This is a genomic window from Brevundimonas sp. FG8 (genome assembly GCF_057808845.1).
Genome location: NZ_JBMDIU010000001.1, coordinates 151,488 through 164,288 on the forward strand (window position 1 = coordinate 151,488; position 12,801 = coordinate 164,288).

The following is a 12,801-nucleotide window of genomic DNA, read 5'->3' on the forward strand; positions in this document are numbered from 1 at the left end:
CGCAACAACCCGGTTAGAGATTCCGGCCCCGCCTAAAGGTTCTGGAACGTATCGCAGGCGTTCGGATCGCCGGTCTCATAACCCCGGCGCAGCCAGGTCATGCGTTCGGCGGAGGAGCCGTGGGTGAAGCTGTCCGGCGACACCTGACGGCCCGAGCGGCGTTGCAGGGTGTCGTCACCGATGGCCGAGGCGGTCTTGAGCCCCTCTTCCAGATCGCCCGCGCTGAGCGTGACCTGTCCGCCGGAAGCGGCGGAGGCGTTGGCGGCCCAGACGCCGGCGTAACAGTCGGCCTGAAGCTCCAGCGCGACGGAGTACCGGTTGCCCTCGGCCTCGCTGCGCGCGCGCTGCTGGGCCTGCCGTACCTGATCGGAGGTTCCGGTCAGGGTCTGGATGTGGTGGCCGTACTCGTGGGCGATGACATAGGCGCGGGCGAAGTCGGCGCCGGAGGCCCCAAGCTGGGTCTCCATCTCCTGCCAGAAGGACAGGTCCAGATACACCTTGCGGTCAGCGGGGCAGTAGAAGGGTCCCATGGCGGATTGGCCCATGCCGCAGCCGGTCCGGGTGCCCTGTTCGTAGAGGACGACGGTGGGCGGCTGGTAGCCCTGCAGCTTCGAGCGCCAGACGTCGTCGATATTGGCGCCGATGACATCGACGAAGAGGCCGGCCTGATCCGCTGGCGTGCCAGCCTTGCCTTCCTGCTGACCGATGCCCGTGCCGAGCTGGCTGGTGATCTGCTGGGTGGTTTCGGGCGGGATGCCGAAGACGAAATAGCCGATGGCGGCCAGAACGAGCGCGCCGATGCCGCCGCCGGCCATGCCGACCGGGCCCATGCCGCGCCGGTCCTCGATATTGCCGCCGCGGCGGCCGCCTTCCCAACGCATGATCAATCCTCCCTCGCCTCAAACCCGAGCGAAGCCGTAACGCGGTTGCGATGCAAGGGATGCCGCGAGGGCGGGCCGATTAATTCGGTCGGCGGTCCAGCCAGGCGTCGATCTCGCCTACGCGCTGCGAGGTGGTCTCGCGGCGCTCGCCGGCGGCCTGACGGGCGGCGCGTTCCTCCTCCGGCGAGCGCAGGGCGGGCGGGGCGGAGGGGACGTAGGGGTCGACGGTGCGCCGGTTCTGGAGATCGAGCTGGTTCTGGCGGGTCTGCAGCTCGAGTTGGCGAGCGGTGGCCTGACGCTGCTCGTTCTGCTGACGCAGGCGATCCATTTCATAGCGATGCTGATCGGCCTGATGGCGGTGCTGGTCCCAGGTCGAGGGCGCGGTCGGCAGGCGAGCAGGCGCGATCTGGGCGTGGGCCGGTGCGGACAGCAGCAGCGGCGTGACGAAGGCGGCGAGGATCAGGGCGCGGGTCATGGACGGAAGATGGTCCCGAAGGGGGCTGTCACCAAGCGTGACCGGAACCGGAAGCGGCTCTTTCCGGCGCTCGATCAGCATAATCCATTTCTGCCTGACGCCCCAGTGGATCAGGCCAACGCCCACACCGCCGAGCGCTTGATCTCCTGATCCTCCAGCTCGCGGGTGGTCGGCACCCGGTACTCGGCCAGGAAGTCGAGGCCGGACTTGGGGAAATAGGTGCGGCCCGGATCGCCGATCAGGACGCGGGTTCCGTTGGCGCGCGCCTGCGCCAGCCAGTTCAGGACCCGTTCGCTCATCGGCTTCTCGTAACAGACGTCACCCGCACAGATCACGTCCACCGGGGGTGGTGGAGCGTCCAGAAGGTCGCGGTCGGTGAAACGCAGCACGACGCTGTTGGCTTCTGCGTTCAGGGCGACAGCCGCACCACAGAAGGGATCGATGTCAGTCCCCAGAACGGACGCGGCGCCGGCCTTCATGGCGGCGATGCCGACGAGGCCCGAGCCCGTCGCGAAGTCCAGCACGGTCTTGCCCGCCACCTCCGCGGGATTGTCGAGCAGCCAGCGCGCCACGGCCTGTCCTCCGGCCCAGGCGAAGGCCCAGAAGGGAGGCGGCAGCCCCATTTCGCCCAATTCCTCCTCGGTCAGCCGCCAGATTGGAGTGATCTCATCGGCCAGCCATAGCGAAATCTCCGGCGCATGAGGCACGGGCTGCAATCGCGTGTTCTCGAGGATGAAGGCGGTCGGGTCGGTGATCAGCATCGACGCCCTCTAGCACGAGGCTGGGCGTGGAGCCGCGCGACAGTCGCTCCGGGCATGTTTTTGCGAAGAGGATCAGGTCGTCGGCGGCAGGCTCAGTGCGGCGTTCAGCGTCGTTTCGGTGGCGACCAGTCGGGCGCTGAGAGGGGGTTCGTCCGGCGACTGATGGTCAAGCCGGATCAGACCGCGCCGGAGCAGGGCGCCGGAGGGGGAAAGCCTCTGCTGGAAGGCGACCCTTTTCCCGATGTGGCCGCCCGCCAGCAGAAACCGCGCGGTCTCGGCCGTCGGCAGCAGGCCTCCGTGGGCGCGACCGATCACGCCGCCGAATTCGGTGAAGCGTCGGTCAAACACTGCGTGCTTCGTGAGGAAGACGTCCAGCTTTTCGGGCGCCAGATAGGGCGCGATGGTGAGCGCCAGAATCAGGCGATCTTCGTCCGCGATGTCACGAACCAGATCGGCCCAGGCGTCCGGCCCGGAAGGCAGGGGCGGAGCAGGAGGCGGAGCGATGTTCGTTCCGGGCTGGATATAGTCCGTCATGCGGACTTCGATAGCCTGACCGAGCCATTCAAGGTCCGCGCCCACCGCCAGGACTTCGGTGATTGGCAGCCCGCCCGGGACGCAGGACATGTCTGACGTCTCAGGCGTTGGAGGATCATCCGGGACGTCGTAGACCTGCGGTATCGGCGCGGAATCTGGTGAGGGTGCGTCCAGCAGGTCCAAAACCTTGGCCTTTAAACGATTTCCAAGGCGAGTTCCCGACATTCTGCGACTCTCGATTGAAGCTTGACCATCGCCACCCATTGTCCGTTTGGCAAGACGTTAGTCGCGCGTGGCGGTCCGCAACACTTCGGCATAGCCCCCCGCCACCTCCATTCGCTCTCCCTGCGGCTTGCCGTGCACCGCGCGGTGGAGGGCGGGCAGCTTCCAGCAGGGGACGTGCATGAACAGGTGGTGCTCAGCGTGGAAATTGACCCAGTAGGGGGCGATGAAGGCGCGCTCCCACCAGCGGGCGCGGGTGGTGCGGGCGGCGCGGAAAGGGTCAGTCGCCGAGCCCTCCACGCAGGCGTGCTCGGCGATGTTGCGCAGGCGGGTGACCATCGGGAACCATGTCGCCATCGGCAGCAGCCAAATGGCGAAGTAGGCCCACCAGACTCCGGCCAGCGTCATCGCCGCCAGCAGACCGAGATTTAACAGCAGGAAGGGCGCGACCGAGCGGCCGGTGACGATGGCTTCGTACTCGTGATCGTCTGTCGCCCTCGTCGCCTTCGCGCCACGCATCGCCGCCAGCGGGAGCAGGACCCGCTGCTTGAAGAAGGTCTGTCCCGTCAGGTCGCGAATGATCTTGCGGCGGAGCGAGGCGGGCGAGACCGGGAAGGGAGCGGAGAGGGCGAGGTCCGGATCCTCGGGCTGCTGGGCGAAGCGGTGGTGCGACAGGTGGTAGGGCCGATAGGCGGCGAGCGAGGCGCCCACGGGCACGGCGCACAGCCAGTGCCCAAGGAAATCATTGAGTTTCGTATTGGTCGAAAGCCCGCCGTGCGCCGCCTCGTGCATCAGAATGGCGAGGCCCAGCTGGCGCGTGCCGATGATCATCACGCACACCGGGATCAGGACGGGCCAGAGCGATCCCGCGAAGACGGCCAGCCCGATCACCGACCAGCAGTGCGCCACCAGCAGAGGCCCGATCCAGCCGCGCCGCGACTGGAAAGGCGCCCACTCCCGTGGCGTGAACAGGTCACCTGGTTTGATGCGAGGCGCGGTGGGCATGGCCTCAGGATACGCGGATGGCGGGGGTTCGAAAAGAAAACGCGAAAAGTCACGCGCTCCTGACTTATTGTCAGGTTGACATTACATGTTGGCGGTGTCAGGTTCTCATTACATTCAGTCAGGAGGAGCTGACATGCTATCGGCATGGAAACAAGGAACGCCGGCGGGGCGTCGGTATGTGATCCGCACCTGGGCCTTCATGGCTCCCTATGTCGCGATCTGCGTCTCGATGATGGTGACGGATGCGTTCGATGACATCATCGGCAAGCCCGCCAGCTGGGTGTTGGCCGCCGCGATCTCGGCGCCGGTGATCGGCCAGATATGGGCGACCCTGGCTTTGATGCGCGAGAGCGACGAGTTCGTCCGCGCCGTCGCGGCCAAACAGTTCATCGTCGCGGCGGGGCTGGCCATGGCGCTGGCGACCTTCTGGGGCTTCGCCGAGACCTTCGCCGCCGCGCCGCACATTCCGGCATGGCTGATCTACCCGACCTTCTGGGCGCTGTACGGCTGCGTCTCGCCGTTCATCCGGACCTCGAACTGATGAAGAACCGTCTCAAGCTGCTGCGCGTCGAGCGCGGATGGACCCAGGAGCAGCTCGGCCAGGCGCTGGGCGTGTCCCGGCAGGCCGTCAACGCGCTCGAGACCGAGAAACACGACCCCTCGCTCGATCTGGCCTACCGCATCGCGGTGCTGTTCGAGCAGCCGGTCGAGAACATCTTTGAAAACCCTCACGCCTGACCCAGTCAGGCCCTGATCCCAAGGACATCGTCATGCTGCATCTCCGTCACTTCGCCGGGCGCTCGACCCTGCGCGCCCTGTTCCTCGCCTCCGCCGCCGGTCTGGCCGTGGGCGGAGGCGTCCTCTTCGCCAACGAAGTTCTGGCTGCGCCCGCGCCGGTCGTCGCCCCCGCGCCCTTCGTCTCGGACCGGCTGTCGGTCGAGGTGGTCGGGCAGGGGCCGGACGTGATCCTGATCCCCGGCTTCGGTTGCTCGCGGGACGTCTGGCGCGCCGAGGCCGAGCGGCTGAAGGCCACGCACCGCGTGCATCTTGTCCAGCTGGCGGGCTTCGCCGGGGAGCCCTGGGCGCACGGTGACGGTCCCTTCATCCAGCCGGTGATTGATGAATTGGCCCGCTACATCCGGACCCAGGGTCTGGCGCGCCCGGCGGTGGTCGGTCACTCGATGGGCGGGCTCAGCGCCCTGATGCTGGCTCAGCAGCAGCCGTCGCTGGTCGGCAAGGCGATGACCGTCGACAGCCTGCCCTTCTTCAGCGCCCTGTACGGCCCACAGGCGACCGTGGAAACCGCGCGTCCCTTCGCCGAACAGGCGGCGGCGGGGATTCTGAACACGCCGGATGAAGCCTTCCGCACCGGTCAGAACGCCGCGGCGGCGGGGTTGGCCCGCGATCCGGAAACGCGGGTGAAGATGGTCGAGTGGACGCTGGCGGGAGACCGCCGCGCCATGGCCGCCGCCATTCGTGAGGTGATGACCACCGACCTGCGTCCCGGTCTGGCGACGATGACGGTTCCGGTTTGGGCCCCCTACGCCTCGGATGCGGACGGCGGCGCCCCTGCGGCGGTGGCGGACACGGTCTGGGGGCGGGAGTACGCGACCCTGCCGGGTGTGCGCCTGATCCGGGTGGACGACAGCCGTCACTTCATCATGAGCGACCAGCCGGCGAAGTTCGCTGAGCTGATGGATCAGTTCCTGGCGGCGCCGGGCGGGGAGTGAGACTCGGCCGCGACGGCGGCCACGTTGGCGGGCAGGACGCATTGCGAGACCACCCGCCGGCGGCGGTCGCTCCGGCCGGCATCCGGAGCGAGGTCGAGGCAGTCGACGGCGGTGGCGGTGTCGTCATCGGCCACGATCATTCCGCCGCCTTCGGCGCAGTCTACCTCGATCAGCGGGCGGCCGGAGCGGGTCCGGCCGACAGGGACGACCTCCCGGATCGAACAGACCGCGCCGACGCGGGAGAGGGCGCTTTGCGCCTGATGCCGAACATCAGCGGTCGAGAGGGATGGTCCGGCGGGAGCGTTTCGACCGCGATTCATCTCGATACGGGAGGAGGCGATGCGGGTCGGGGTCACGGCGTCCCGACCGAAGGCGGAGACGTCGCGGATCTCGCCGCTGCCGGTTGAAACCGCCGCGTCCTGAGCCGCGACCGGCGTCGCAACGGTCAGCAGGAGTACGAGAGCAAACGACGGGTTTCGCGACATGACCGGATCACCTTGTTGGAGACGTGCTTCGGTCGGCGCGGCCTCGCGAGCCGCCCCGCCGTGTTCGCTTCAGTTCTTCGGCGTGACGTCCCCCGACCGGGTCAGTTGCCCGCCGAACTCTTCGGCATAGGCGACAGCCAGCAGGGACCGGAAGGAGGAAGCGGGCAGCGCGATCTCATAGGCGCCTTCCGCATAGGGGCCGACGGTGTAGGGGCCGATCAGGAAGGTCAGGCCCGCCGCCTTGCCCGGCTCACTACCCGGCGTCAGCACGAACTCGGTCGCCGAGGCGCGCGGGCAGTTCCAGTCACCGCCGTCGCCCAGTGTAAGGGATTTGCTGTCCGGCACGCGGGCCCGCTTGGCGACGTTGATGGCCGAGCACAGGGCCTGATCAAGCGAGCTCAGGTCGACGCCCCGCCGGAACAGGTCATTGAAGCCGATACGTCGCTTGAGCGCCTTGTCCCACAGGATTCCGGTTGTCAGGGTGTTGGGATGGGCGCCGCCCGAAAAGTCGAAGTCTGAGCGCTTCAGGCTGAGAAGCTTCCCGGTCTCAAGCGCGCCGGTGATGTTGATCTGCTTTTCGTAGGTCCAGTTGGGCGGGCCGTCCTCGGCGCTGTCGAGGCGTTCGCTGGCGGCGCCCTCCGCGAACTGCTGCAGCTTGCGCACCTCTTCGGAATACAGGCGGGCGTGCAGGTCGGTCTGCGGCTTGATCACGTCCGGCAGTTTCAGGCTGACGTTCGAATAGGCGGTGCGCGTCTGGTAGGTCATCGGCGCGGCGGCGTCGGCGGGCGTGACGAGCGCGCCGGTTTCGGTGGCGGCGGCCGCGGGGGCGTCGGCCTTGGTCTCCTTGTCGCGATTGCAGGCCGCCAGCGCGGTCGTGGCGAGAAGGGCGGTGATCAGGAGCATGCGGGGGGAGGACATGCGGGTCTCCTTCAAAGCGGAAGCTGAACCGAACCGAGGATGATGGCGAGAAGAAGGGTGAAGCCCGCCTCGCGGTTGGACTTGAACAGGGACAGGGCCAGCGGACCGTTTTCCGGCTGGATCGACCGGGTCTGCAACAGCAGGTGGACGGCGTAGGCGGTCAGGCCAAGGTAGAACAGCGGCCCCAGCCCTGCCAGCAGGCCCGCCAGCGCCGCGAAGGCCACGGCCAGCAGGTAGAAGACGCTGACGCCCAGCCGGACGCTGGAGCCGAGGCGGCGGGCCGAGGATTTCACCCCGACCATGGCGTCATCCTCGATATCCTGCAGGGCGTAGAGGGTGTCGTAGCCGAGGGTCCAGAAGACGCCGCCCGCATAGAGGGCGATCACCGGCATGGCGTCGAGGATCTGGTGCGTCAGCACCATGTCCAGTGGTGGTGCGCCAGACCATGAAAGAGGCCAAGGGTCCACAACGAACGGCTTCAGGTACAGGGTCACATACGGGTCGTAGGAGAGACTGGCGCTGACGATGGCCATGGCCGCGGCGAACCCCATCAGGGCGCCCCAGTTGAAGGTCAGGCCGAGCCAGGCCTGCGGCCACCAGGTGATCCGCTTCATGAAGGGGTAGGCGGCGACGAGGGCGAGGGAGGCGACGCCCAGCAGTACGGCGAAGACATTCAGCGTCAACAGGATCAGCAGGCTGATCAGTGAACAGCCGACGGTGAAGGCCAGCGCCTTCTTCACGCTGATCCGGCCGGAAGCCACCGGGCGGGCGGCGGTTCTGGCGACTTTCGCGTCGATGTCCCGGTCGACGATGTCGTTGAAAGCGCAACCGGCGGCGCGCATCAGGCAGGCCCCGATGGCGAAGCCGACGATCAGCCAGAGGTCATACAGGGTCCATGCCCGGCGCTCGCTCGCCACCACCAGCGCGATCCCCTGCCAGCCGGGCAGGAGCAGCAGCCAGATGCCGATGGGGCGGTCGAACCGGCCCAGCTTCAGCCACGGCTTCAACCCGTCGGGCGCATGGCGATCAACCCAGTTGGAACCGGCGTCAGGAAGCGGGGCGGAAGTCATGGCCGAGGTTGTAGCGGGGAAGGATGGGGAGGGGGAGGGCCTTGTCGATGCGGCCTTCTTCAACTCACGGGCGCTGACCCGACCCCTCCGTCCCGTCGGCTGATCGCCGCCGAGCCACCTTCCCACGACGTGGAGATGTGAACGCGATCTCTCACCTCTCCAGCGAAGCCGGGGAGGGGGACCATGCGAAGCCCATCGGGCGACGCATGGTGGAGGGGTTACTGGTGAATGGTCTCGCCATGCTGGGTGTAGTCGAGGCCCTCGATCTCATCTTCCCTGGTGACGCGCAGGCCCGTCGTGAACTTGCAGATCATCAGGATCACCCAGGTGCCGATACCCGACCAGGCGACGACGGCCAGCAGGCCGAGGATCTGCTTGACCACATCGGCGCCTTCGCCGACCGGGTTGATGGCCGCCGAGGCGAAGACGCCGGTCAGGACGGCGCCGACCATGCCCCCGATGCCGTGGATGCCGAAGGCGTCCAGGCTGTCGTCGTACTTGAGCAGCTTCTTGAGCCAGACCGCGCCCGCGTAGCAGGCCGGGCCCGACAGGATGCCGATGAAGAAGGCGCCCTTGGGGTCGACGAAGCCCGCGGCCGGGGTGATGCCGACCAGACCGGCGACGATGCCGGACAGCAGGCCCAGCAGGGTCGGGCGCTTGTGGTGGAACCACTCGACCGCGGTCCAGCCGATGGCGGCGGCGGCGGCGGCGAGGATGGTGTTCAGGGCGGCGACGCCGGCGATGGCGTCAGCGGCCCAGGCCGAACCGGCGTTGAAGCCGAGCCAGCCGACGAACAGCAGGCCGGTGCCGATGGCGGTGAAAGCCAGGTTGTGCGGGGCCATGTTGTCGCGACCGAAGCCGTGCCGCTTGCCCAGAACGATGGCGGCCACCAGACCGGCGACGCCGGAGTTGACGTGCACCACGGCGCCGCCGGCGAAGTCTAGCACGCCCCAGCTGCCGAGCCAGCCGCCGCCCCAGACCTGATGGCAGATCGGCGCATAGACGATCAGGTGCCACAGGAAGAAGAAGAGGATCGAGGCCGAGAATTTGATCCGTTCGGCGAAGGCCCCGGCGATCAGGGCCGGGGTGATGATGGCGAAGGTCAGCTGGTAGGCGATCCACAGGAACTCGGGCAGGCCCGGCGCCGCGGCGAAGGCCGTCGTCGGGGTGACGCCGTTCAGGAACACCGCCTGCAGCCCACCGATGAAGGGGTTGGTCGCTTCGCCCGAGACGCCGAACGACAGGCTGTAGCCGACGATGAACCAGAGCACGGTGACGATGGCCAATGCGGCGGTCGAATGGGCGATGGTGGCGATGACGTTCTTGCGGCGAACCATGCCGCCGTAGAACAGGGCCAGACCCGGCAGGGTCATCAGCAGAACCAGCGCCGTCGACGCCAGAATCCACGACGAGGACGCCTCATTGAGCACCAGCGTCGTCTGGTGGGCCAGCAGCGGGGCGGCGGGCGCGGCGAGCGCGGGGCCTGCACCCAGACAACAGAGGGCGGCGAGGGCAAGCGATTTACGGATCATGGGCGCGGCGTCCGGGGAGCTGGGATGTCAGAAATTCCGGCTCGAACCCGCGTTCGACGCCGCGGATAGGGATAGGAGCCTATTGCGGCGCAGCAGGCAATTCATTTCGTGTGCGGTGCAATAGTTCGTGCGGTCCTGCGCGGCGGCGGGCCGGAGCGGCGGAATGTGCAAGCTCCTGCCGATCGGGCTCGCATCTGCGAAACGGCCCTCTGAAGATTACAAAAAGGCAATTTCAAATCGCTTGCGAGCCGGTTGCGGACGACTACCACTGTCGCGCCCGATCCGGCGTGACCGCGCGGGCTGTCTCACTTTCAGGGGTGCAACCGCATGCGTTCGATCCGTCCCATCCTGCTGGGAGGCGCCGCAGCGGCCGTCCTTCTGGCCGCCGGAGCCGTTCAGGCCCAGGTCCCCGTCGCCATGGCGGCCTCGCCCGCCACGCAGGAGCGTCTGGCTCCCCTGCCGGACGTGGACATTCCCTACACCCGCTTCGTCCTGAGCAACGGCCTGACCGTGATCGTCCACGAGGACCACAAGGCCCCGATCGTGGCGGTGAACATCTGGTACCACGTCGGCTCCAAGAACGAGCCGGTGGGCCGTTCGGGCTTCGCCCACCTGTTTGAACACCTGATGTTCAACGGGTCGGAGAACTTCAACGACGACTTCTTCAAGGGCACCGAGCGTCTGGGCGCGACCGACCAGAACGGCACCACCAGCCAGGACCGCACCAACTATTTCCAGAATGTGCCGACCTCGGCGCTGGACAGCATCCTGTGGCTGGAGAGCGACCGGATGGGCCACCTGCTGGGCGCCATCGATCAGGCGCGCCTCGATGAGCAGCGCGGCGTGGTGCAGAACGAGAAGCGTCAGGGCGAGAACCAGCCCTATGGCCGCGTCTGGGATGCGATCACCAACGCCACCTATCCGTCCGACCACCCCTACGGCCACACCGTGATCGGCTCGATGGAAGACCTGGACGCCGCCAGCCTTGAGGACGTGCAGACCTGGTTCCGCACCTGGTACGGCCCGGCCAACGCCACCATCGTTCTGGCTGGCGACATCACCCCGGAAGAGGCGCGCGCCAAGGTCGAGCAATACTTCGGCGATATCCCGCCCGGACCGCCCGTCACCCATCCGCAGCAGATGATCGCCCGCATGACCGGCGCCTCGCGCGAGGTGATGCAGGACCGCGTCGGCCAGCCGCGCCTGTACAAGGTGTGGAACGTGCCGCCCGCAGGTGAAGCCGACACCGACTATCTGGGCCTGCTGGGCGACATCCTGTCGTCGGGCCGCAACTCGCGCCTCTACAAGCGTCTGGTGTTCGATGATCAGGTCGCCACCGGCGTGTCGGCGGGCGTCTCTGAAGGTGAGATCGGCAGCCAGTTCCTGGTCACCGTGACCGCCAAGCCGGGCCAGGATCTGGCCCGCATCGAGGCCATCGTCGACGAGGAGATGGCCCGCCTGCTGCGTGACGGCCCGACCGCCGAAGAGATGGAGCGCGCGCGCACCTCGAACGGCGCCGGCTATGTGCGGGGTCTGGAGCGGATCGGCGGCTTCGGCGGCAAGTCCGACCGTCTGGCCGAGAGCCAGGTCTTCCATGGCGATCCGGGCGCCTGGCGCGTCAGCTATCAGCGCATCCTGTCGGCGAGCCCGGCCAATCTGACGGCCGCCGGTCGCGGCTGGCTGCAGGACGGCAGCTATACGCTGGAAGTTCAGCCCTTCCCCGACTACGCCGCCTCGGGCACGGGGGTGGATCGCAGCAGCATGCCGGCCCCGGCCGCCGCGCCGCTGGCCGACTTCCCGGAAATCCAGCACGCCACCCTGTCGAACGGGCTGAAGGTGATGTTCGTGCCGCGCACCGCGGTGCCGACCGTCAGCATGAACCTGATCTTCGACGCCGGTTCGGCGGTTGATCCGGCCGGTCAACAGGGCGCCGCCGTGCTGACCTCGACCGTGCTGACCAACGGCACGGAGCGTCTGGACGCGCTGGAGATCAGCGACCGCCTGCAAATCCTGGGCGCGACCCTGGGCGCCGGCTCGGGCGTCAACTCGACCACGGTCAGCATGACCGCCATCGAGTCGCGTCTGGAGCCGTCGCTGGCCCTGTACGCCGACGTGATCCAGAACCCGGCCTTCCGCGCCGAGGACTTCCAGCGGGGGCGCGCCCAGCAGATCTCGGGCATCCAGCAGTCGAACCGCAATCCGGGCGCCATCGCCAACCGGGTGCTGTCGGCCGAGCTGTACGGCGCCGAGAACCCGAACGGTCGCCCGACCATGGGCACGGAAGCCACCGTCGGCGCCCTGACGCCCGAGGCGCTGCACGCCTATCACGACGCCTGGTTCCGCCCGGACAACGCCACCCTGGTGGTCGTCGGCGACACGACCCTGGCCGAGCTGCAGCCGCAGCTGGAGCGGGCCTTCGCGGGCTGGCGCGCGCCCGCGACGGCGATGCCGGCCCGTCCGCAGGCCCCGGCCCTGCCGGCGACCCCGGCGACGCCGCGCATCCTGATCGTGGATCGCGCCGGGCCGCAGTCGATGATCATGGGCGGTCGCATCGCCCCGGCCTTCGACGCGCAGACCCAGGCCGCCATCGAGACCATGAATACGGCTCTCGGCGGCGCCTTCACCAGCCGGATCAATATGAACCTGCGTGAGGACAAGCACTGGTCCTACGGCGCTTCGGGCGGGGTTCGCACCGCGCGCGGCGACCGGGCCTATGTGGTCAGCGCCGGGGTCCAGTCCGACAAGACGGCCGAGAGCCTGGTTGAGCTGCGCCGCGAACTGACCGAGGTGGTCGGATCGCGTCCGCTGACCGAAGGTGAACTGGCCGCCGCCCGCGCCAATCTGGTGCAAGGCATGGCCGGTGAGTGGGAAACCAACGCCGCCATCGTCAACGACATGGCCCGGATGGTCACCTACGGCCTGCCGGAAAACTTCTACGACAGCTACGCCGCCGGTGTGACGGCGACGACGCCGGACGCCGCCGCGGCGGCCGCCCGGTCGATGGTCGGCTCGGGTCCCACGACCTGGGTTGTCGTCGGTGACCGCGCCCAGATCGAACCGAAGATCCGGGCCCTGGGCTTCGGCGATGTTCAGGTGGTCGATGTGAACGGCAATCCCGTTCCGTAAGCTGTCTGACAGGCACACATGAAGAAGGCGGGACCCGCGAGGGCCCCGCCTTTTTTCCTGGC

General features: G+C 67.9%; 13 protein-coding genes. 4 read left to right on the plus strand and 9 right to left on the minus strand.

Annotated elements, in window-relative coordinates:
- Positions 1 to 32: 32 nt before the first annotated feature.
- From ypfJ to ACODRV_RS00710, 5 genes are all read right to left on the minus strand, one after another.
- Positions 33 to 881, minus strand: a complete 849-nt coding sequence (gene ypfJ, locus ACODRV_RS00690) for a KPN_02809 family neutral zinc metallopeptidase (RefSeq protein ID WP_488907083.1) — start codon at positions 879 to 881, stop codon at positions 33 to 35.
- Positions 882 to 960: 79 nt separating this feature from the next.
- Positions 961 to 1,356: a hypothetical protein gene (locus ACODRV_RS00695; protein ID WP_488907084.1), complete on the minus strand. Its 396-nt coding sequence runs from the start codon at positions 1,354 to 1,356 to the stop codon at positions 961 to 963.
- A gap of 110 nt (positions 1,357 to 1,466) precedes the next feature.
- Positions 1,467 to 2,117, minus strand: coding sequence for a class I SAM-dependent methyltransferase (locus ACODRV_RS00700; protein WP_488907085.1), 651 nt, complete (start codon positions 2,115 to 2,117; stop codon positions 1,467 to 1,469).
- A 72-nt stretch (positions 2,118 to 2,189) separates the two neighbouring features.
- Complete coding sequence (locus ACODRV_RS00705) at positions 2,190 to 2,741, minus strand: hypothetical protein (RefSeq protein ID WP_141625779.1); 552 nt, start codon at positions 2,739 to 2,741, stop codon at positions 2,190 to 2,192.
- Positions 2,742 to 2,933: 192 nt separating this feature from the next.
- Positions 2,934 to 3,878, minus strand: a complete 945-nt coding sequence (locus ACODRV_RS00710) for a fatty acid desaturase family protein (RefSeq protein WP_488907086.1) — start codon at positions 3,876 to 3,878, stop codon at positions 2,934 to 2,936.
- Between the two features lie 178 nt (positions 3,879 to 4,056).
- Here ACODRV_RS00710 and ACODRV_RS00715 point away from each other — a divergent pair, with 178 nt between their 5' ends.
- Genes ACODRV_RS00715 through ACODRV_RS00725 form a run of 3 tightly spaced genes read left to right on the plus strand, consistent with a single transcriptional unit; the run spans position 4,057 to position 5,608 of the window.
- A complete protein-coding gene (locus ACODRV_RS00715) occupies positions 4,057 to 4,419 on the plus strand; it encodes a hypothetical protein (RefSeq protein ID WP_488907087.1) in 363 nt (120 codons plus the stop codon).
- Complete coding sequence (locus tag ACODRV_RS00720; protein WP_141625782.1) at positions 4,419 to 4,616, plus strand: helix-turn-helix transcriptional regulator; 198 nt, start codon at positions 4,419 to 4,421, stop codon at positions 4,614 to 4,616. Before ACODRV_RS00715 ends, ACODRV_RS00720 begins: the two co-directional genes overlap by 1 nt.
- A 32-nt stretch (positions 4,617 to 4,648) precedes the next feature.
- Positions 4,649 to 5,608, plus strand: coding sequence for an alpha/beta fold hydrolase (locus ACODRV_RS00725; protein ID WP_141625783.1), 960 nt, complete (start codon positions 4,649 to 4,651; stop codon positions 5,606 to 5,608).
- Here the strand turns inward: ACODRV_RS00725 and ACODRV_RS00730 are convergent.
- The 4 genes from ACODRV_RS00730 to ACODRV_RS00745 form a co-directional block, all read right to left on the minus strand.
- Entirely contained in the window at positions 5,578 to 6,093 is a 516-nt protein-coding gene (locus ACODRV_RS00730) for a hypothetical protein (protein ID WP_488907088.1), read from the minus strand. The two genes, ACODRV_RS00725 and ACODRV_RS00730, sit on opposite strands and share 31 nt — an antisense overlap.
- A gap of 69 nt (positions 6,094 to 6,162) precedes the next feature.
- The gene (locus tag ACODRV_RS00735; protein WP_141625785.1) at positions 6,163 to 7,011 is read right to left on the minus strand and encodes a DUF3298 and DUF4163 domain-containing protein; all 849 of its coding nucleotides are present in this window, start codon (positions 7,009 to 7,011) and stop codon (positions 6,163 to 6,165) included.
- 11 nt (positions 7,012 to 7,022) lie between these two features.
- The gene (locus ACODRV_RS00740) at positions 7,023 to 8,081 is read right to left on the minus strand and encodes a UbiA family prenyltransferase (RefSeq protein WP_488907089.1); all 1,059 of its coding nucleotides are present in this window, start codon (positions 8,079 to 8,081) and stop codon (positions 7,023 to 7,025) included.
- A gap of 218 nt (positions 8,082 to 8,299) precedes the next feature.
- Positions 8,300 to 9,613 (minus strand): ammonium transporter, encoded by a 1,314-nt coding sequence (locus ACODRV_RS00745; protein WP_141625787.1) that lies wholly within the window; start codon positions 9,611 to 9,613, stop codon positions 8,300 to 8,302.
- A gap of 327 nt (positions 9,614 to 9,940) precedes the next feature.
- Here ACODRV_RS00745 and ACODRV_RS00750 point away from each other — a divergent pair, with 327 nt between their 5' ends.
- Positions 9,941 to 12,739 carry a M16 family metallopeptidase gene (locus ACODRV_RS00750; protein ID WP_141625788.1) on the plus strand — a complete coding sequence of 933 codons (2,799 nt, stop codon included), beginning with the start codon at positions 9,941 to 9,943 and terminating at the stop codon, positions 12,737 to 12,739.
- The last annotated feature ends 62 nt before the right edge of the window (positions 12,740 to 12,801 follow it).

Bases quoted from the DNA above. Each gene is read 5' to 3' on its own strand.
- ACODRV_RS00705 (WP_141625779.1), bottom strand. From the start codon at position 2,741: ATGTCCTGCGTCCCGGGCGGGCTGCCAATCACCGAAGTCCTGGCGGTG.
- ACODRV_RS00720 (WP_141625782.1), top strand. From the start codon at position 4,419: ATGAAGAACCGTCTCAAGCTGCTGCGCGTCGAGCGCGGATGGACCCAG.
- ACODRV_RS00740 (WP_488907089.1), bottom strand. From the start codon at position 8,081: ATGACTTCCGCCCCGCTTCCTGACGCCGGTTCCAACTGGGTTGATCGC.
- ACODRV_RS00735 (WP_141625785.1), bottom strand. From the start codon at position 7,011: ATGTCCTCCCCCCGCATGCTCCTGATCACCGCCCTTCTCGCCACGACC.
- ACODRV_RS00725 (WP_141625783.1), top strand. From the start codon at position 4,649: ATGCTGCATCTCCGTCACTTCGCCGGGCGCTCGACCCTGCGCGCCCTG.
- ACODRV_RS00710 (WP_488907086.1), bottom strand. From the start codon at position 3,878: ATGCCCACCGCGCCTCGCATCAAACCAGGTGACCTGTTCACGCCACGG.
- ypfJ (WP_488907083.1), bottom strand. From the start codon at position 881: ATGCGTTGGGAAGGCGGCCGCCGCGGCGGCAATATCGAGGACCGGCGC.
- ACODRV_RS00730 (WP_488907088.1), bottom strand. From the start codon at position 6,093: ATGTCGCGAAACCCGTCGTTTGCTCTCGTACTCCTGCTGACCGTTGCG.
- ACODRV_RS00745 (WP_141625787.1), bottom strand. From the start codon at position 9,613: ATGATCCGTAAATCGCTTGCCCTCGCCGCCCTCTGTTGTCTGGGTGCA.
- ACODRV_RS00700 (WP_488907085.1), bottom strand. From the start codon at position 2,117: ATGCTGATCACCGACCCGACCGCCTTCATCCTCGAGAACACGCGATTG.
- ACODRV_RS00750 (WP_141625788.1), top strand. From the start codon at position 9,941: ATGCGTTCGATCCGTCCCATCCTGCTGGGAGGCGCCGCAGCGGCCGTC.
- ACODRV_RS00695 (WP_488907084.1), bottom strand. From the start codon at position 1,356: ATGACCCGCGCCCTGATCCTCGCCGCCTTCGTCACGCCGCTGCTGCTG.